This window comes from Seonamhaeicola sp. ABD4_340 (assembly GCF_056312135.1).
Genome location: NZ_CM149981.1, coordinates 3,269,170 through 3,287,977 on the forward strand (window position 1 = coordinate 3,269,170; position 18,808 = coordinate 3,287,977).

Below are 18,808 nucleotides of genomic sequence, written 5' to 3' on the forward strand. Positions count from 1 at the left end.
AAAAAAGGAAGCTGTTTAGCTTCCTTTTTTATTTTATGTATTTTAAACATTATGCTTGAGCACGTTTAGCTTTCTTTTCCTCTCTAATTTCTTTTAATCTTTCAATTGAAGATCCAAAAATCCAGTAAGGAATTACAAACGTTAATAAAAATATCATTAACCAAAAACCTATTGTTAAAATGGTTAAAAAAGCTAAAAATCCTAAATATTGGTCAAATTCAAACATAATTGTAAGTTCTCTTTTAATAAACTAGCGCAAAGATAATGCAAAGCTAATTGTTATACAATATAGTTTTTAAATTTATTAACAGAGTTTTCAACTAGTTTAAATTAGGTTGTGGCGTCATGCGTAAATAAGGTTTTACTTCATTGACACCTTTTGTGAAAATGGTTTTAGCATCTTCAGTTGAAATTGCAGGACTAACAACCACATCATCACCATGATTCCAGTTGGCTGGTGTTGCTACTTTATGGTATGCTGTAAGCTGTAAAGAATCTATAACACGTAGCAATTCATCAAAATTTCTACCAGTTGAAGCCGGATACGTTATAATTAATTTCACTTTTTTATCATCACCAATAATAAAAACAGAACGCACTGTTAAATTACTATCGGCATTTGGGTGAATCATATCATAAAGTTCAGATACTTTTTTGTCTTCATCGGCAATTATAGGAAAATTAACCGTGGTGTTTTGGGTTTCATTAATATCATTTACCCAACCTTTGTGAGACTCTAAACCATCAACACTTAAAGCTACTACTTTAGTGTTTCGCTTATCAAATTCATCTTTATATTTTGCTACAGTACCAAGTTCAGTAGTACAAACAGGTGTATAATCTGATGGGTGTGAAAATAACACCCCCCAACTATCACCTAACCATTCATGAAAATTTATATCACCTTCAGTAGACTGTGCTGTAAAGTTTGGAGCTTCATCTCCTAATCTTATTGTTGCCATAATATGTAAATTTTATAATGTTTTTTATTTCCTACTAAATTAGTAGATTTTAAAATGTTTCAAAAAAAATTACTGTTATATATCTGTTAAAAAAAATAACAAATATCATAGATAAAAAATTAGTAAACTGTAAATTTGTGTAATACAATTAAAACGTATTAAACATGAGTTTCAGAATAGAAAAAGACACCATGGGCGAGGTAAAAGTACCTGCCGATAAACTTTGGGGTGCACAAACAGAACGATCTAGAAATAACTTTAAAATTGGTCCGGCTGCATCAATGCCACTAGAAGTTGTTTACGGATTTGCGTATTTGAAAAAAGCCGCAGCTTACACCAACTGTGAATTAGGCGTTTTGGCTATTGAAAAGCGCGATTTAATTGCGCAAGTTTGTGATGAAATTTTAGAAGGAAAACATGATGACCAATTTCCGTTAGTTGTTTGGCAAACGGGTTCTGGTACACAAAGCAATATGAATGTAAACGAAGTTATTGCTAACAGAGCGCACCAATTGGCTGGAAAAACTATTGGCGAAGGCGATAAAACCATTCAGCCAAATGATGATGTAAACAAATCGCAATCATCAAACGACACTTTCCCTACTGGTATGCACATTGCAGCCTATAAAAAAATAGTTGAAGTTACTATTCCTGGTGTTAAACAACTTAGAAACACATTAGACAAAAAATCTAAAGCATTTAAAGATGTTGTAAAAATAGGTAGAACACACCTTATGGATGCTACACCATTAACATTAGGGCAAGAATTATCTGGTTACGTAGCACAGTTAGATCACGGTATTAAGGCTTTAGAAAACACGCTACCACATTTAAGTGAGCTTGCATTAGGAGGTACAGCTGTTGGTACAGGGCTTAATACACCTAAAGGTTATGATAAACGTGTAGCTGAATACATTGCTAAATTTACCAATTTACCTTTTGTTACTGCACCAAATAAGTTTGAAGCTTTGGCTGCTCATGATGCCTTGGTTGAAACACACGGCGCTTTAAAGCAATTAGCTGTTTCTTTAAACAAAATTGCTAATGATATTAGAATGATGGCTTCTGGCCCAAGAAGTGGTATAGGTGAAATTATTATTCCTGCAAATGAGCCTGGTAGTTCAATAATGCCAGGAAAAGTAAACCCAACACAGTGTGAGGCTATGACCATGGTTTGCGCACAAGTTTTTGGTAATGACGTTACGGTAACTGTAGGTGGTACACAAGGCCATTATGAATTAAATGTATTTAAACCTGTAATGGCTGCAAACGTTTTACAGTCGGCTCAATTAATTGGTGATGCTTGTGTTAGTTTTGATGTTAATTGTGCTGTTGGTATTGAACCAAACCACGCTGTAATTGAAAAATTACTTAACAATTCATTAATGCTTGTAACTGCTTTAAATACTAAAATAGGTTATTATAAAGCTGCTGAAATAGCTAACACTGCTCATAAAAATGGTACAACTTTAAAAGAAGAAGCCATTAATTTAGGCTATGTTACTGCTGAAGAATATGATGAATGGGTTAACCCTAAAGATATGGTTGGTAGCTTAAAATAAATACCAACATAATAAATAACAAAAAACCAGGTAAAACAATATTACCTGGTTTTTTTTGGTTAGTTAGCTATCAATCCTTACATAAATTACAAATGTTTACAAGGAATATGTTCTCAAATATATTATTATTGATGTTTTTAATTGTTAACAAATGTTAACGTATATCAATTTTTTTTCTAATACGGCTTAATTGTACCGGGGTTATTCCTAAATAAGATGCAATATGATATTGCGGAATAGTATTTTCTAAATCTGGTATTTCTTTACGCAAAGCCAAGTATCTTTCGGTAGCATCTAGTGTTATTAAGTTTAACAAGCGTTTTTCATAATTTATATATACGTACTCTAAAATAGTGGCGTTTAAATTACTTAAGGCTAAATTGGTTTTACATATGTCTTTAATTTTATGATAATCTACTTCATAAATTTTACAATCTGTAAGTGTTTCAAATACAAAAGCAGATGGTTTATTAGTTACCAGCGCTGTTAAAGATGCCACAAAATGGTTTGGTAAATAGAATGATTTGTTAAATTCTTTTCCTTTTTCGGTGGTTACATAACACCTAACAACACCATCAACTAAAAAATAAAGTTTAGTGGGTACCTCGCCTAGTTTTATGAGTTGGGTACCAGATTTTAGTCGTTTAAAAGCTGTAATGTTGGCTATTTCTAAAAATGTTTCTTCAGATATATTACCGAGTTTGTTTAAAAAATGAAAATTGCGATGCATTAAAATTTTATTAGGGTAAATTGGTTAAACTAAGTTAAACCCTTTATTAATTTAACACAATTATTTCCTTACTATTTGCCAATAAACTTGTTTAATTGTAAAACTAATGTAAAAATAAAAAGCCCCTAGCAGAAAACTAGGGGCTTTACTTTAAGTGTTATATTAATTTACTTTAGCGTAAATTCTGTAGTTGAAACTAAATCTTTTTCATTGTATACGTTAACAATGTAACGTCCTTTTTCAAAATCTTCATCTGCTTTAACCACAAACTCACATATATTTAAGTTTGCGTTTTCATAATTAAACTTGCTAATAGTACTGTAGTTTAAAGATTGGTCATCAAACTGTACTTGTTTGTTTAAACCTAAAATATTGCTACCTGGATCTATTACTTGTATGTAAAGCTCTTGGTCTCCGGCTTGTACTAAATTATTTTTAGCTACTGTAAAACATACTCTAATTTTATCTGCTCTACGAGCTCTTTCTGTAGGTATTAATTTTCCTGAAGTTCTTTCAATAACACCAAAGCCTTTTAAACCAACTGTACCTAATATTGCAGCGTTTTCAACAACTTCAGCTAATGCAGTATTTTGCACCAATAACGAGTCTGTAAACATTGTACGCTCTTCTAACCTTACACGTGTACTATCTAAAGATGATGCTAAATAGCTATTTTCAACACGTAAAGAATCATTTTGCGCTAATAATACATCCATTTCTTTTTGTAACGATAAGTATTTCTTTTTATAACGCCATAAACTTCTTACGTTAGTTTCAGAAATTTTTAAAGAGTCTATTAATCCTTGTATGCGTTCTCTGGCATCAATTAAATTTTTATTTGTTGTTTTATTTTCACCTATAGCCTCGTCATATTGTTTTGCCATAGCATCTAAATCATTCATTACTAGCTGTTTTTCTGCCATTAAATCATTTTTAGTTTGCTTGCTTTCATTCATTAAATTCATGGTATAAAAACCAAGTCCTAAAAATAAAGCAAAAGCAATACCTAACGCCACCTTAAGCCCTGTGTTACTTTTATTTCCTTCCATAGTTATGTGTTTTTTAATGTAAAATTTAAGTTTAATTTATTGTTTTCAATGTAATGCTTTTAAATAATTATTTAATGTATTTTTATAAAAATTTACACCAAATGGATAAACTTGTTTTATTAGATAGCGTTACTAAAAACAAACTTATAAATAAGCGTTTAGGCGAATCTAAATTTGGACAACATATTAAATTACTTTCAAGCATTTCTAATATATACGAACAACTGGTAAATTTAGATGTTTCGTACGTTATTTTTGGCGTTTGTGAATCTGTTGGCGTTTATGCTAACTACGGAAATACAGGAACTCACAAAGCTTGGGAAGCTACTTTAAAGGCTTTACTTAACATACAAAGTAACAGTTTTACAAAGCCAGAACGCGTTTTAATTTTGGGGCATTTAAACTTTATTGAAGACTTGCCTCTTGAAAACAAAACACAAGCTAATATTAAAAAAGCCCGAAATATGGTTAGTGTTATAGATAAAGCCGTTACACATTTAGTACACACTATTATTAAAGCTGGTAAAAAGGCCATTATTATTGGTGGTGGCCATAACAATGCCTATGGTAACATTAAAGGCTCTGCTTTAGCTTTGAACGCCCCTATAAACGCCATAAATTTTGATGCACACTCAAATTTTAGATTTGATAAAGGAAGGCATAGTGGCAACGGATTTAGTTACGCATACGCGGAAGGTTTTTTAAAAAAATACTTTGTTTTTGGTTTGCATGAAAACTATACACCAGAGGCTGTTTTAACGTCATTAAATATGGTTAAAGCAGTTAAATATAACACTTTTGAAAGTATTGAAGTAAACAACACACATAAGTTTAAACCCGAAATGGAACGCGCTTTAAACCACATAAGCAAGTATAATTTTGGTATTGAAATTGATTGTAATGCTATTGAAAATATAACTAGTAGTGCCATGACACCTAGTGGATTTAGTGCTAATAAAACTAGAAAATTTGTAAGCTATTTTGCTAAACACCAAAATGCTACTTATTTACATATTTGCGAGGCTTTGCCAAAAAAGAAAAACCAACAGCAAATTGGTAAACTAATAGCCTATTTAATTACAGATTTTATAAAAGCCAATGGACATTAAATTTGACACCTTTAAACCAGCTTACGCCTCTCAATTTTATAATTTAAATATTGAATGGCTAAAAACATTTTTTGTTGTTGAACCCTATGACGAAACTGTTCTAAGTAACCCTGAAACATACATTATAAATAAAGGCGGACATATTTTTTTTGCTAAACTAAACAATACCATTGTTGGTACTGTGGCTTTAATGCCCATTAATAACGGCGGAGTGTTTGAACTCACAAAAATGGCCGTATCTACTAAACATAGAGGTTTAAAAATTGGCCAGAAACTATTAGAGCATTGTATTCATTATGCAAAGCATACTATGAAATTACCAAAACTTATACTCTACTCTAACACAAAACTTGAAAACGCCATTTATATTTACAGAAAATTTGGCTTTGTTGAAATTCCTGTTGAACCTAACTCGCCTTACAAACGTAGCGATATTAAAATGGAACTGGTTTTTTAAAACAAAAAAAACCGAAGCTTTAACTTCGGTTTTTCAAACAAACTAAATTTAAAAGACAATCTATTGGTCTTCTAATTTCCAAGTTCTTACCCAATCAACACGCATGGTGTTAATTGTATCATCGGCCAAATCTGTTTTAGGCGGTAAACCACCTAACCAACCGGCCTCATTGGTCCATAAATCAAAAATAATTTCTAAATCGCGTGTAAATATTCTATCGTACGTATTTCCATCGTTATGCTCGCCAACAACTACGCTTCCGGCAGGTTCACCATCTAAATAAAATTGAATATGTTTAGCATCTTTCCACCAAACGCCGTAAGTATGGTAAGCTTCGTTCCAGCCTTTACTTTTTAACGGATTTGCATCTGATAAATCTGCTCTAAGATAGGTGCCTTTATTTCGAATGGTTTGTGGTGTTTCATTTTCATCGGCCTGAAAATATTGCGAATTCATTCTTTCAGGAAAAATTTCAGCATCGCAATTTGTACATGATGGTTTTGAATTGTTTTCAATAATATCAATTTCATCTCTATTATTAATATCACCGTTATTTAACCAATACGTATTATATGCAGAAATATGAGCCGTTTTTATACTAGCTTCAGTATACATAGGGTATTTTGTTTCAGCTTTTGAATGTATTCTGGCTGTTTGAAACCATCTATTGTCTGGATTGTTTTCATTTAAGGTAGCTTTTATCCATAATTTGCCATCTGTTACTCCAGAGTTTGTTGCTGAATTTGACATAAATACAGGTTCGCCGTAGTGCCATGTAGATTTAAACCATTTTGCACTATCCCAAGTATCAAACTCATCAGACATGGGTTCATGTTTTACCCATTTTTTTCCTGCAGGTGTGGTATCATCAATAGAAACAAATGATGGAAAATTAGGGTCTATGTTATTAAAATCTTCGGCTGTTGGGCCATCAGGCACATCATTTACAGTTATAGTTACAGTAGCATCATCTGAATCGCCATCAGCATCCGTTAGTGTATAAACAAAGCTATCTTGACCATTATAATTTGTATTAGGTATGTACTCAAAAATACCATCTGAAACTTCAGAAACGCTTCCGTTTGTGGCATTGTTTTTTAGGCTATAGTTATCAGTATCACCACCATCATTACCAATATCATCATTTTGAGATACATCAATTTGGTTGGCAGTGCCTGAAACGCTGTCTTCATCAACTGTTAAAGTGTCATTTTTAGCTGAAGGAACATCATTAGGTGTTTCTTTATCTTCTTCTTCATTTGAACTGCTACTAGAGCAGCTATTGCAACTTACTGCAATACCAAAAAAAACAGCAATAAGTAGTAAATATGCTTGTGAATTTAACCTTATTTTCATCGTTAATAATTATGATTTATTCAAAATTAAACGACTGAAAAAGTTAACACTAAAACGTATGGTTATTGCAGTAAAACATATGTTTTTTAAAAACTTGACAAAAACTATACATTTTACCTAATTACTTGATTTCAATGAATCTAATTGCTTTTGAAGGTTTTCTATTTGAATTTCTTTTTCGGTTTTTATTGATACTGAAGTAGAGTCATTAGTTTGAGTTTGAACATCAATATCTTTAGTTTCTTCAACAAAGTAGTAGCCAATACCTTCGCTTGCTCTCCAAGCTTCACCCAATTGATCATACACGGTTTTATCCCATTGACTTGGGTGTTTAACATCTATCCAAATAACATCACGATATTCGCTATCAATTAATGCTAAATCTGGTGTTGCAGAACCATCAAACTTTTCGGCTTCATTATCTCTAATGGCTGAAATTGTTCCTAAGAAAAACATACGCTTTCTTCCTGCTATATTCTTAATATAAGGTCTAAATTCAACAGGTTTATTAACAGACCAATCAAATTCTTTTCTAGATTCAATAACCTTTAAAGGCATTGCAGATACGCCCGCATAGCCTTGTTTTTTAGCAGCATGGTTGTAGTAATAAAATTTGTTTGTACCATCGGCAGGTATAAACACACTAAAGGTTAAACTGGTACGCTCATCGCCTACTGGCTCTAAACCAAACCAATGATATAAACCACTGTAAGCATTGGTGTTAGTATCAGAAAAATCAAAATCTGTTACAAAAGGTTGTTGGTTTTGGTCATTAGGTAACATAGGAATTTTTACAGCGGTTTCCATATTCCAAGGTAACGGATCACTAAAGCCACCCAAAAACTTTAAAGATTCAGCCTGTAAACGAGATACTTTTTCGGCTAAAGTATTTTGGCGTGTTAAATATGGGTAGTTACGCATGTTTTTAGGGCTAACATAGGTGCCTTTACCAATGGCAATACGCTCTATATAATCTTTAAAATCATGTTCGCCATTATCAATTACCATAACACCACCAAATGTTGGGTATGGAAATAAAAAGCCTTTCCATTTTATTAAACTTACCACCTGTACCCATTGGCCATTATCATTTTTCATATAATAAGTATCACTTGGTTCCATGGTAAACAACTGAAAAAAGTTAAAGCGCTGTACTACGGCATTATAAGTGTTTCGGCTAAATTTTAATGATTCACCAATAGAAAACGTAACCGGAATACGGTTTTCATTTGAAAATCTAGGAAACGGTGTGGTGCTAGATACGGCAAAAACTTCTTCTGTATTATCTGTCATGCCTTGCCAAACGTATTTTTCGGTTGGCTGTATAGCCATAGTCCATTTATTTTGGTCGCCAATTCTAACTAAATGTGGTAATGACACGTCTTTGGTTTCACCTACACTTTCATTGGCCATAGAAAAAATGTTGCGTAATGGCTGAATACGCTCGTTTTGTGTTAATGGTAATTCATTAATTTCAATTTTATTTAAATTGTTAAATACGTTGTAAGTTTTCATGTAATTGTACATATTATAATGCCAACCTACAACATATAAAACACCAAAAAACACTACTAAAAGGGCTAAAATGCCTAACCTACCACCTGTACTGGCGGTATTTCTAAATTTTCTTAATCCGAAAAACAACACCAAAACACTTAGAAGAATTACAAAAATAAATTTTCTAATAAATAATAGTGCTGGTTGGTAATCATCTCTTAAAACAAATAGAAGTATGAGTAAAATTAAACCAAAAATTATGGTGTTACGCTTTTGTTTTGCGCCTTTATTCCAATAAGATTTTATCATGACAAAAAGTTCATTTATAGTTAAAAAGGGTGTTAGTTTTCGGCAACTTTATTAACGTGTTTAATGCTTAAAGCCATAGCTATAATCATAATAATTGGTAAAATTACAGTTAGGCTTTCTCTAATACTTGGTATAGTGTTATAATTTGTATTTAAGGCATTTATAATTAAAATTATAGTAAAAATCGCTATTGAAATGTATCTGTAAGTTTGTTTTTTCATTTTAAATATCCTTTATCTTTTAAACGTTCTCTGGCACTTTTTGTATCTGCTTTGTTTATATTGTTTTCAGACACATTTTCTTTTTCTGATGTCACGTTTTCTTCATCATCTTTAGTGGTTATATCTTCTATAAAATCTTTCCCTTTTTCAACGGCATCATGCACTAAATCTTCAACAACATCGGCTTTTTCCTCAATAACTTTGCCCGATTTTAAAACGAAATTAGCTACATACGTTCCTACTAAAACACCAACAATAAGCGATGAAAACGCTGAAATACCATTGTAATTGGTGAAAATTTTAAAAGGTGTTAAAAATTGAACTATAATACCTATAATTAAAAAAATGCCTACAACATACACCAATCTTGGTAAAAAAGCTTGCTTAAAAACAAAGCCTTTTTTATCGGTTGATTTCATTTGTAGAGATTTACTATTAAATATTTTATTAAAAAACCTGTAAAGTGCATTGTTTTGCGATTCGCGCCAATACACAAGAATTCCTAATAAAATAGCGCCTATAAAAATTACTAATTCTAGTCCCATGTTTTTTTAGTTAAAAAATTATAAGTAAAAAGTTTTAAAGTTAACACTCTTAACTTATTTGTATGTATTTATTAAATATTGTTACTAATAGTTTTAATTACCCATTCTTGCAATGATTCATTCCAGGTTTTAAAATGTTTATAAAAATCTGGCTTGTCATACCAATACCAATACAAAACATCTTTAGGTGTAATATTTACTAATAATTTCCAAATTAAATCTTGGTGTTTTGCTTCTAATGATGAATGCGGTTTATGCAGTGCATTAAACATGGCTGAGTCTACAATATCGGCAATTTTATACTGGTTACTGGTTTCTAATTTTTCTAAATAACGCTCTACACTCATTACTTTTTTTCTTTCTTCAATAGCTAATTTATTTAAGTAGCTTTTAAAAAGTATGGGGTTACCTAAAATATCGCTAATAGGGTGTTCTGGGGTTTTTAAATGTTGTGCTAATTCAAACTTTTTTATACGTTGGTATTGTTTGGTTTCAACAGATTTTTCAAGATCATACTCTATAATCATATGGTCTCGTAGCTTATCCATTAATTCTTTTTGTTGAATATGGAAAATTAACACCTCATAATTGGTGTCTTTTATGGCTTCTTTATGCCATTTTTCATCTTCAAAAATAACTATGGGCGAAATAAAATCTCTTAAAACATACACGCCACCAAAGGCTCTTGTATAGAATGAACTTACTGAAAAATTAAGCGCAGGTAAATCTAAATTTCTATTGCGTAAATCGCCATAGGTTGTAACAGATTTTAAAATGTCATTATGAATATCTTCATTTATAAAATTATGGTGGTGCTTAAATTTGTCAATCAACGCAAGTTGTTCTTTTTGTTGATGATACAAATTATTCATTAAATGAAAATTTATATGAATAGTATTGTATTTTAACACATCTAAAGGTTCATAGAATGCATCAATTTTTTGATCAAAATCAATACAAATGGCCGAGTCTCTGGTAATGTCTTTTATTTGATTTTCATACACTTTAAAAATATGTTTCATCATATCTCTATCAAAAGTATGAAACGGTAAATACACTGGTTTTCCCTTTTGCAACGGTGAAATTATAATTCCGTGCGGATTTGCTTCACCATTATTTAAGTAGTTTATATTGTTTTTTTCTTCGGCAATTTCTGGGCTCCAGCCTATACCGTCAATTAAAAAACTGGTGAGTTTTGTTGGTTTAAAACCAAGTTTAACTAAGCATTTGTTGTAACGCTCAACCAGTTTGCCGCTAACGGGTATTAATTCACTTCGGTATAAATTGGCTTCTATTAATTTTTTCATAGTTTCTTCTTGCTAAAGCAGGAATCTCTTTATTTATAACGTTTTGTGTATTCTTTACCTATTTTTATTGGTATTAATAAAAATTAAAAACGCTACTTAATTATTAGATTTCCGTTTTCACGGGAATACAAAATTATTCTAACAACTTATGAATAATAGCGTATTGTAATAAAACAATGGTTCTTGTATCAACAATTTCACCATTGTGTAATTTATCTACGGCTTCATTAAATGGCATTTCTAGCACTTCAATATCTTCATTTTCAGTATCTACACCACCACCTTCATTCACTTTCATATCATCGGTATATTCACCTATAAAAAAATGCATTTTTTCGGTCATTACACCTGGTGATGAATAGGCTTCATACACTTTTTCAACACTTTTTAATTGGTAACCCGTTTCCTCTTCGGTTTCTCTAATAATGCATGCTTCAGGATTATCTTTATCTAGCATACCTGCGGCAATTTCAACCAAAAATCCATCTTCATTATCATTTAAAAATGTTGGCATTCTAAACTGTTTTGTTAAAATAACAGTTCGCTTTTTTTTGTTATACAGCAAAATACCGGCACCATCGCCTCTATCATACACTTCACGCATGGTGTTAACCCAACGTCCGTCTTTCATTAAATAATCAAAGGTTACTCTATTTAAAATATAGTAATTATCTGAAAGTAATGTTTTTTTTATGTTTTTTATGTATTCTTTAGGCATTTTCAAAGGTTTTACGTGCTTCCATTTCAATGTTTAATTGATTAACTCTAGCGTCTACTTTTCGTTTAAAATCTGTATCGGCAATAGTGGCCACATTATCTAAATAACGAACTACTTCTTGACGACGAATGTCAGAAAAGTTTAAACCTTTCATATTACTTCGCATTAATTCTTGTAGCATGTTAAACTTGGTGTTATAATCTTGTTTGAAGTAAATTTCGGGGTTTGCAAACCAGTCTTCTTCTAAATCAAAATCGGTTAAACGCAATGAAATAGCGCTTTGAATGTTTCTAACATCACGTGATGAGAAAAACGGAAATTCATCTTGCATGGCTTTATACAAGTTTGCAAAAAATAAATGCTGATTTGTTTTTAACTGTTTTTCTACGGCATCATAAATTGCGTGCACGCGGGCTTCGGTAGGTTTTTCTACACTGCTTAAAATTTCGCCCATATTTTTAGCCAATCCTTGGTTTTGTAAATAGCTATAGTTTTCTGGCCCTTGCATATTTACAAAATTGGGCATGGTATCATCAAATTTACGCCACCACAGGTGATCTTGATCTAAAAAATCATGCTCAGTGCGTGCGCCATCAATTTTAAAACGTCCTTGTACACGCGAAATTACGGCTTTATCTAACATTTCTGGTAAATTGGTAAATAACCCAATTGAGCTGTTACCATAATTTACAGCATAAGCGCCCTCGGTATAACGTAAAAACACACCAATAACTTCTTTTACACCTGCCGAAACACCTTGAGCTGTACGCTCTTGCAAGTTATTTTCGGCATCATCAATGGGTGCAAATATTAATTTTGAAGGGTCTTGCATGGGTTTCATCCATTCTACCATTTTTTCTGCAGAACCACCTTGAAATGTACTAATTAAAGTATCGGGCATTGGGTGAAATAGAAACGGAATCTCTAAAGCATCACAATGTTCTTTTAGCCTGGTGGCAATAGCCGCAATAAGCATACTTTTACCGGTACCGGGAATACCATAGCCCATAAAAACCGGCATAAAACCACCTAATTCTTGAAATGGGTTTTTCTTTGCTTCAAAATCATAACTTAACATACGTTCGGTTAAACGACGCGCAAAATGCTTTGCATCTCGGTTACCAACAATTTGTTCAAACTTAATTTTATTAAATTCTACGCTTTTTGCTGTACCAGAGAACACGTTGCTCCATCCTGAAACGGCAAACTCACTGTTTTCTAGTTTGTATGTTCTGTCTTCAATAGTCTCAGTATATTCTAAAGTGCTTTTTCTAAGTTGAATTTCATCAATAAGTGCTTCAAAATATACTACGGTAAAATCTATAACATCTTTATCTGTTTTTATAATATCTGGATGCCCTAAATACTTATCAAAATAAAACAAGGCGCATGAAATGCCTTTTATGGGCGATAAGAATGACACCTCTGGAATGCCTGCAAACTTTTGTTTCATTACACTTAAATCATCTGAAGCATGAGGTTTTAAATCGTGTAAAATTTTGTAGGCTGTTGAAAATAACATAAATGCCGTAGCGGTGTGCATTTTGCTTTCAAACTCACGTTTCCCTGCAGTATCTAAAGCCGATTTGTTTTGATTTAAAGTTGATAAACCTGAAGCATCATAATAACTATCTTTAATCCAAACACCTAAAGTTATGCCTTCTTGTACTGCAAAAAGTGTTTGATTTAAATGTACAGGTATGGCAACAGAATCTGGTAATAAACGCTTTTTTAATGCTAAAATAGTTTTTGATACTGATGTAATTTCAGCTGAGTTTGTGCCGTTATTAGCACGCGATAGATACAATAATATAGATTCATCTTTGGCATTTTTATCTCTACTTTTTGCTTTAGCGCTTTGCTCCCATTGTATGCTTTTTATGTATGAAGTAGCTTCATCACGAAGCATATCTAATTCGGTTTGTTTTATGGGGAATGTTGAGTTGTGTTCCATGTTTTTTTAGTAAAGTTATTGGTTGAAAAATTAAAAGTGTAATTACTCTATTATGAAAAAATAGTACCTAATAGCCTTAACTAACTTTTAATGGATTCAATCTTCAAATCTGCCATTTCTATGGGTGGAATAGCTAATTTGTTCATTATTTCTGGTGTTTTATTGTAAAATAGTTGAATAATTCTGTGCGGAGCAAACACATATTTTTGTTTAGAAACATCTCCCCAGCGTTGTAATGTTTGTTTATTAAAAAAGCTACCTTCTTTAAATTCACTTTTTGATGTTACTTCATCTATTTTTAATGATAAAGCATATGATTCTAAAGGAATTTCTTTTTTACTCAATCCTTCTAAAATGGTGTGTGTTAAGCTATTTTCATCTTTAGCAAACATGTTGTGTAATGGCCCTAAATCTATACGTTTTATGAGTTTTGGTGATATTTTTTCAAGTTTTCTGTCTATGCCATAAGCCATAGTATCTAGGTTCATTTTTCTATCGGCGCTGTGTTTTAGCACTTCATAAATGTTGTTTTTGTAATCGTTTATGCGGTTACCATCATAATTAAAGTACATAAAGCATACAAAAGGCCTGTTACTTGCAACATCATAAAAACTCCAACTGGTTAATAAATTGCCCGGAGCACCTTTAGGAGCGCTTACAATTTTGCCTTGTACAAACCTGTTAAATATAAATTGTTTATTAACAGAAGTGTAGTATACAATAGATGCTGCCTGAAACAGTTTACTGCGCTGTATGGGTTCTTTTTTACGCATGAGCGTATCTAAAAACTCTTCTTGTAATGTTGTTATTGGTGTTAGTTTTTGCAAATATTCATTACGCAATTCTAAATCATTGAATAAATACCTAAATTCTAAATAATTTGGAAAACCAGACTCGGTTAAATCAACCTTCATATTGTCTTCTTCATCGTACATATACTTTACACGCATAGCTTCTACGGAATACAACAACAAATCACAGTATTGTTTAAACATGTTTATTTCTTGTGAATTGATAAGTTTATGGTGTTGTATGGCAACTATGAGTTCTTTGAATACAAAGTCTACCATTTTATGGTAAAACATATAGTGCTCTTTAGAATCTAAGGTTGCGGAATCTAAGGGTGTTGTAATGTGATTAATTGACATTTTTTATTATTGTGTAAACAATTGCAGCAAATAAGAAAGTGTGTTTGTTTTTTTGCTTTTGTTAGCAAGTAAGTGCGTTAAGGATTGTAGTGGAAAGCCCACAGCGTAGCGAGGACTTGCAACGAAAAGCCTGACCCCGATTTTTCATCGGGGTAACGCCCTTTTTGTTTTAAGACAATAGATCGTCTTCTGTTGTTTCTGGTTTTGGTTTGCCTTCTGGTGCGCCATCATTGGTTGGCTTGTTGGCATCTGCTTTGTAATATTCTTCAAAAATTTCTTTCATATCAATGCCGTAACGTTCTGCAAAATTCTTTTGAATATCAACATCTTTTTCACGTATTTCTTGTAAGGCTTCGGCATAACTGCTGTAAACGCCTTGCATTACTTTTTCGTGTACCGGAATGTTATCCATCATATCTTGACGTGCTCTGGCACTTGCGGTGTGCATTGCTGCTAGGGTTTCACCAATATGCTCATCGGTTTTTACGCCTAAATGCTCTAATATGGCTGCAAATTCTTGGTCTGTACGTGCTTTTAATGCTACAACGTAACCATCGTAATACTTTAACCTTTCTTCTGTATCACTTTTTAATTTTGCTCGGTGGGTTTGTAAATTGCTTCGTAGAGATGTTAATACTTTAATGGTTAAATTGTGTTTGTGTACAAAGCTATCTTTACTGGCAGCTAAAGTGGTGTAGGCATTTTTTAAGCCTTCAAGCTCTTCAACTTTTTGCTCTAAAGTAGTTACTTTTCCAATGGCCTCGGCATACTCGGTAGATTGTTTATCGGCTATATCTTCTAGTGCTTGTCTTGCTTGTTTTAGTAATGCGTACTGCGTTTCTAATTTGGCTTCAACTTCTTTCTTTTTTTCTAGTGCTTTGGTGTGGTTTTTAGTGGCCTCAACAATGGCGTCTTGCAGTTTATCTTCTACCTCTTTTATTTCAACCTCACGGTTTTTTAGGCGTGTTACTGCTGCTTGACTTTTATATGAAAGTTCACTTAATAGTGTTTGAACATCGGCACTTTCAATACGCGCTTGAAACATGGCTTTTGCTTTATTATCGGCAGCGGCTCTTGTTTTTTCGGCAGCTTTAAGGGCTTCTTGTGCTTTTTTAATTTTGCTTTTGCGCCCCCAAAGGTTATTCCACCAAGTGTCTGGTTTATTTTCTGCATCTTCAAGTTCAACTTTAGCACGCTCTAAGGCTTTTTGAGCATCATCAATAACTTTTTGCTCTGTGGCGTTTAATGATGAGAATTTTTCAAAAAGAATACCAACCTCGTCTTGATAATCGGTTAAATCTTTAATAGCATCTAAAAGTGTGGTTCTATCTTTTTCGGCCATATTTACCACATCGTCTAAGGTGGCATTTAGTATTTTTTGGCGTACTTCAGGATCATCTTCTTGAGCTAATTTAGATTTCATAGTGTCAATGGCTTTCCCCCAATTAACATCTACTTTTTCTGTTTTCTCATTTGAGTTGGTTTCTAATAAATCAAAATCATCAGACATGGTAAGTTTTCTGTATTAAGTTGAACAATTTTATAGTTAAGCAATTTCGTTAAAAAAGATGACTTTTAAAACAGTTTATGCGCATATAATTAGTACAAATTATTATTAAATTGTTACAAGTATATTATGTTTTCGATGAAATGCAGAATAAAAGGTGTGAGATTTTTTTTGAATAAATGTAAGCTTATACAGGTTAAATAAAGGGGTTTTCTATTTATATAATAAATAATATTAACAACAAATTGTTTATATTCTTTTCATTATTAATAGGTTAGTTCTTGTTTTTATTACTATATTTGATTAGTTGAACCTATTTATACCCTAACAATGCTATTTATTAAAATCCCGTTCTATCTCTCCCTAACTAATTTATTAATTAGTCAAAGTGCTATTTTAACGGTTCTTATAATTGTTGTTGTTTTTTTTAGCGTGCTTCTTTTACTTGGTATTAGAAAATCGCATTTATTACAAAAAGAAAACGAACGCTTGGATAAGATAAGTGAAGAAATGGCCAAAAAAAGTGATAAACAGTATAATGATTTCACTGAAGGACACATGTACCAATAAGTACATGAATTAATACTTAATAGCAGTTAACCGTATAAAATAAAAAAAGCGCACTTTTAAAGTGCGCTTTTTTATTGGTAGAAACTAAAATTTATCTTACCAGTTTTTTATACTTAATACGTTTTGGCATAATGTCTCCACCTAAACGTTTCTTTTTATTTTCTTCGTAATCTGAAAAACTACCTTCAAAGAAATACACTTGGCTATCGCCTTCAAAAGCTAAAATATGCGTACAAATTCTATCTAGAAACCAGCGGTCGTGACTAATTACTACGGCACAACCTGCAAAGTTTTCTAAACCTTCTTCTAGGGCACGTAATGTATTCACATCTAAATCGTTTGTTGGCTCATCTAACAGTAATACGTTGCCTTCTTCTTTTAACGTCATAGCTAAATGCAAACGGTTACGCTCTCCACCTGAAAGCAATTTAACCTTTTTGTTTTGCTCGCTTCCTGAGAAATTAAAACGGCTTAAATAGGCTCTAGAATTAACTTGACGCCCGCCCATCATGACCAATTCTTGCTCATCACTAAAGTTTTGCCAAATGGTTTTTTCTGGGTCTATATTAGAGTGACTTTGGTCTACGTAGGCTATTTTGGCAGTTTCTCCAACTTCAAAAGCTCCTTTATCTGGTGTTTCTTCTCCCATAATCATTCTAAAAATGGTTGTTTTACCAGCACCATTAGGCCCAATAATACCAACAATTCCTGCTTGAGGTAGGTTAAAGTTTAAATCTTCGTATAACAATTTATCGCCATAGCCTTTACTTACACCTTTTGCTTCAATTACATTTGTGCCTAAACGCGGACCGTTTGGAATGTATATTTCAAGTTTTTCGTCAAGTTGTTTTTGGTCTTGACTCATTAACTTATCGTAGTTTTTTAAACGAGCCTTTTGTTTGGTTTGGCGTCCTTTTGCACCTTGCCTTACCCATTCTAACTCACGTTCTAGTGTTTTTTGGCGTTTAGAAGCACTTTTGTTTTCTTGAGCTAATCGTTTAGATTTTTGATCTAACCACGAAGAATAATTTCCTTTCCAAGGTATACCTTCGCCTCTATCTAACTCTAAAATCCAACCTGCAATATTATCTAAAAAGTAACGGTCGTGAGTTACGGCAATAACGGTACCTTTATATTGTGCTAAATGATGCTCTAGCCAATGTACAGATTCTGCATCTAAATGGTTGGTAGGCTCATCTAAAAGTAACACATCGGGTTCTTGCAACAATAGCCTACACAAAGCAACTCTACGACGCTCACCACCAGAAAGCACACCAATTTTTTTATCGCCTTCGGGTGTTCTTAGGGCATCCATGGCTATTTCTAATTTGGTATCTAATTCCCAAGCATTTGCTGCGTCAATTTGATCTTGAAGTTCTGCCTGACGGTTCATAAGCTTCTCCATTTTATCAGGGTTGCTATACACTTCTTCTAAACCAAATTGGTCGTTAATACTGTTGTATTCATCAAGTATGGCTACAGTTTCTGCTGCACCTTCTTTTACAACCTCTAAAACAGTTTTGCTTTCATCTAGCTGTGGTTCCTGTTCTAAATATCCAACAGAATAATCTTGAGAAAAAACCACATCACCTTGATAATTTTTATCTACACCTGCTATTATTTTTAATAAAGTAGATTTACCTGAACCATTTAAACCTAAAATACCAATTTTAGCACCGTAGAAAAAACTTAAATATATATTTTTAAGCACTGGTGTATTAGCACTTTGAAACGTTTTTGTAACACCAGACATTGAGAAGATTACTTTCTTATCGTCACTCATTTTTTTATTATTTATTAAGAAAAA

At 32.5% G+C, this 18,808-nt stretch carries 18 protein-coding genes; 4 read left to right on the forward strand and 14 right to left on the reverse strand.

Going from position 1 to position 18,808, the window contains the following annotated elements:
- Positions 1-49: 49 nt before the first annotated feature.
- Positions 50-226 carry a hypothetical protein gene (locus tag ACYX4H_RS14120; RefSeq protein WP_475296482.1) on the reverse strand — a complete coding sequence of 59 codons (177 nt, stop codon included), beginning with the start codon at positions 224-226 and terminating at the stop codon, positions 50-52.
- 94 nt (positions 227-320) lie between these two features.
- Positions 321-962 (reverse strand): peroxiredoxin, encoded by a 642-nt coding sequence (locus ACYX4H_RS14125; RefSeq protein ID WP_475296483.1) that lies wholly within the window; start codon positions 960-962, stop codon positions 321-323.
- 164 nt (positions 963-1,126) lie between these two features.
- Between ACYX4H_RS14125 and fumC the strand changes: the two genes are divergently transcribed.
- A complete protein-coding gene (gene fumC, locus ACYX4H_RS14130; RefSeq protein ID WP_476236919.1) occupies positions 1,127-2,524 on the forward strand; it encodes a class II fumarate hydratase in 1,398 nt (465 codons plus the stop codon).
- 154 nt (positions 2,525-2,678) lie between these two features.
- On the opposite strand, the gene ACYX4H_RS14135 is transcribed toward fumC, so the two are convergent.
- Together ACYX4H_RS14135 and ACYX4H_RS14140 are read right to left on the reverse strand one after the other, a co-directional pair.
- Positions 2,679-3,254 carry a Crp/Fnr family transcriptional regulator gene (locus tag ACYX4H_RS14135; RefSeq protein ID WP_476236920.1) on the reverse strand — a complete coding sequence of 192 codons (576 nt, stop codon included), beginning with the start codon at positions 3,252-3,254 and terminating at the stop codon, positions 2,679-2,681.
- Positions 3,255-3,421: 167 nt separating this feature from the next.
- Positions 3,422-4,303, reverse strand: a complete 882-nt coding sequence (locus ACYX4H_RS14140; RefSeq protein ID WP_476236921.1) for a chromosome partitioning protein ParA — start codon at positions 4,301-4,303, stop codon at positions 3,422-3,424.
- 101 nt (positions 4,304-4,404) lie between these two features.
- Here ACYX4H_RS14140 and ACYX4H_RS14145 point away from each other — a divergent pair, with 101 nt between their 5' ends.
- Positions 4,405-5,412 (forward strand): formimidoylglutamase, encoded by a 1,008-nt coding sequence (locus ACYX4H_RS14145; protein WP_476236922.1) that lies wholly within the window; start codon positions 4,405-4,407, stop codon positions 5,410-5,412.
- Positions 5,402-5,869 carry a GNAT family N-acetyltransferase gene (locus ACYX4H_RS14150; RefSeq protein ID WP_476236923.1) on the forward strand — a complete coding sequence of 156 codons (468 nt, stop codon included), beginning with the start codon at positions 5,402-5,404 and terminating at the stop codon, positions 5,867-5,869. The genes ACYX4H_RS14145 and ACYX4H_RS14150 overlap by 11 nt, the downstream gene beginning before the upstream one ends.
- A gap of 60 nt (positions 5,870-5,929) precedes the next feature.
- On the opposite strand, the gene ACYX4H_RS14155 is transcribed toward ACYX4H_RS14150, so the two are convergent.
- From ACYX4H_RS14155 to ACYX4H_RS14195, 9 genes are all read right to left on the reverse strand, one after another.
- Positions 5,930-7,225, reverse strand: coding sequence for an Ig-like domain-containing protein (locus ACYX4H_RS14155; RefSeq protein ID WP_476236924.1), 1,296 nt, complete (start codon positions 7,223-7,225; stop codon positions 5,930-5,932).
- Positions 7,226-7,342: 117 nt separating this feature from the next.
- Entirely contained in the window at positions 7,343-9,031 is a 1,689-nt protein-coding gene (locus ACYX4H_RS14160) for a hypothetical protein (RefSeq protein ID WP_476236925.1), read from the reverse strand.
- 32 nt (positions 9,032-9,063) lie between these two features.
- On the reverse strand, positions 9,064-9,252 hold the full coding sequence (locus ACYX4H_RS14165; protein WP_476236926.1) for a hypothetical protein: 189 nt from the start codon (positions 9,250-9,252) through the stop codon (positions 9,064-9,066).
- Positions 9,249-9,797: a hypothetical protein gene (locus ACYX4H_RS14170; RefSeq protein WP_476236927.1), complete on the reverse strand. Its 549-nt coding sequence runs from the start codon at positions 9,795-9,797 to the stop codon at positions 9,249-9,251. The genes ACYX4H_RS14165 and ACYX4H_RS14170 overlap by 4 nt, the downstream gene beginning before the upstream one ends.
- Positions 9,798-9,868: 71 nt before the next feature.
- A complete protein-coding gene (locus tag ACYX4H_RS14175) occupies positions 9,869-11,104 on the reverse strand; it encodes a DUF6638 family protein (RefSeq protein ID WP_476236928.1) in 1,236 nt (411 codons plus the stop codon).
- A gap of 133 nt (positions 11,105-11,237) precedes the next feature.
- Complete coding sequence (locus ACYX4H_RS14180) at positions 11,238-11,822, reverse strand: NUDIX domain-containing protein (RefSeq protein WP_476236929.1); 585 nt, start codon at positions 11,820-11,822, stop codon at positions 11,238-11,240.
- On the reverse strand, positions 11,815-13,776 hold the full coding sequence (locus ACYX4H_RS14185) for an AAA family ATPase (RefSeq protein WP_476236930.1): 1,962 nt from the start codon (positions 13,774-13,776) through the stop codon (positions 11,815-11,817). The genes ACYX4H_RS14180 and ACYX4H_RS14185 overlap by 8 nt, the downstream gene beginning before the upstream one ends.
- An 80-nt stretch (positions 13,777-13,856) precedes the next feature.
- Positions 13,857-14,924 carry a hypothetical protein gene (locus ACYX4H_RS14190; RefSeq protein WP_476236931.1) on the reverse strand — a complete coding sequence of 356 codons (1,068 nt, stop codon included), beginning with the start codon at positions 14,922-14,924 and terminating at the stop codon, positions 13,857-13,859.
- A 169-nt stretch (positions 14,925-15,093) separates the two neighbouring features.
- Positions 15,094-16,434: a microtubule-binding protein gene (locus tag ACYX4H_RS14195; protein WP_476236932.1), complete on the reverse strand. Its 1,341-nt coding sequence runs from the start codon at positions 16,432-16,434 to the stop codon at positions 15,094-15,096.
- A 429-nt stretch (positions 16,435-16,863) separates the two neighbouring features.
- Here ACYX4H_RS14195 and ACYX4H_RS14200 point away from each other — a divergent pair, with 429 nt between their 5' ends.
- On the forward strand, positions 16,864-17,001 hold the full coding sequence (locus ACYX4H_RS14200; RefSeq protein WP_475296497.1) for a hypothetical protein: 138 nt from the start codon (positions 16,864-16,866) through the stop codon (positions 16,999-17,001).
- A gap of 91 nt (positions 17,002-17,092) precedes the next feature.
- On the opposite strand, the gene ettA is transcribed toward ACYX4H_RS14200, so the two are convergent.
- Positions 17,093-18,784, reverse strand: a complete 1,692-nt coding sequence (gene ettA, locus ACYX4H_RS14205; RefSeq protein ID WP_476236933.1) for an energy-dependent translational throttle protein EttA — start codon at positions 18,782-18,784, stop codon at positions 17,093-17,095.
- Positions 18,785-18,808: the final 24 nt, after the last annotated feature.

Excerpts from the sequence above, each read along its gene's own strand:
- ACYX4H_RS14155 (WP_476236924.1), bottom strand. The coding sequence starts at position 7,225 with ATGAAAATAAGGTTAAATTCACAAGCATATTTACTACTTATTGCTGTT.
- ACYX4H_RS14170 (WP_476236927.1), bottom strand. The coding sequence starts at position 9,797 with ATGGGACTAGAATTAGTAATTTTTATAGGCGCTATTTTATTAGGAATT.
- ettA (WP_476236933.1), bottom strand. The coding sequence starts at position 18,784 with ATGAGTGACGATAAGAAAGTAATCTTCTCAATGTCTGGTGTTACAAAA.
- ACYX4H_RS14145 (WP_476236922.1), top strand. The coding sequence starts at position 4,405 with ATGGATAAACTTGTTTTATTAGATAGCGTTACTAAAAACAAACTTATA.
- ACYX4H_RS14165 (WP_476236926.1), bottom strand. The coding sequence starts at position 9,252 with ATGAAAAAACAAACTTACAGATACATTTCAATAGCGATTTTTACTATA.
- ACYX4H_RS14120 (WP_475296482.1), bottom strand. The coding sequence starts at position 226 with ATGTTTGAATTTGACCAATATTTAGGATTTTTAGCTTTTTTAACCATT.
- fumC (WP_476236919.1), top strand. The coding sequence starts at position 1,127 with ATGAGTTTCAGAATAGAAAAAGACACCATGGGCGAGGTAAAAGTACCT.
- ACYX4H_RS14180 (WP_476236929.1), bottom strand. The coding sequence starts at position 11,822 with ATGCCTAAAGAATACATAAAAAACATAAAAAAAACATTACTTTCAGAT.
- ACYX4H_RS14150 (WP_476236923.1), top strand. The coding sequence starts at position 5,402 with ATGGACATTAAATTTGACACCTTTAAACCAGCTTACGCCTCTCAATTT.
- ACYX4H_RS14190 (WP_476236931.1), bottom strand. The coding sequence starts at position 14,924 with ATGTCAATTAATCACATTACAACACCCTTAGATTCCGCAACCTTAGAT.
- ACYX4H_RS14140 (WP_476236921.1), bottom strand. The coding sequence starts at position 4,303 with ATGGAAGGAAATAAAAGTAACACAGGGCTTAAGGTGGCGTTAGGTATT.
- ACYX4H_RS14125 (WP_475296483.1), bottom strand. The coding sequence starts at position 962 with ATGGCAACAATAAGATTAGGAGATGAAGCTCCAAACTTTACAGCACAG.
- ACYX4H_RS14175 (WP_476236928.1), bottom strand. The coding sequence starts at position 11,104 with ATGAAAAAATTAATAGAAGCCAATTTATACCGAAGTGAATTAATACCC.
- ACYX4H_RS14135 (WP_476236920.1), bottom strand. The coding sequence starts at position 3,254 with ATGCATCGCAATTTTCATTTTTTAAACAAACTCGGTAATATATCTGAA.
- ACYX4H_RS14160 (WP_476236925.1), bottom strand. The coding sequence starts at position 9,031 with ATGATAAAATCTTATTGGAATAAAGGCGCAAAACAAAAGCGTAACACC.
- ACYX4H_RS14195 (WP_476236932.1), bottom strand. The coding sequence starts at position 16,434 with ATGTCTGATGATTTTGATTTATTAGAAACCAACTCAAATGAGAAAACA.
- ACYX4H_RS14185 (WP_476236930.1), bottom strand. The coding sequence starts at position 13,776 with ATGGAACACAACTCAACATTCCCCATAAAACAAACCGAATTAGATATG.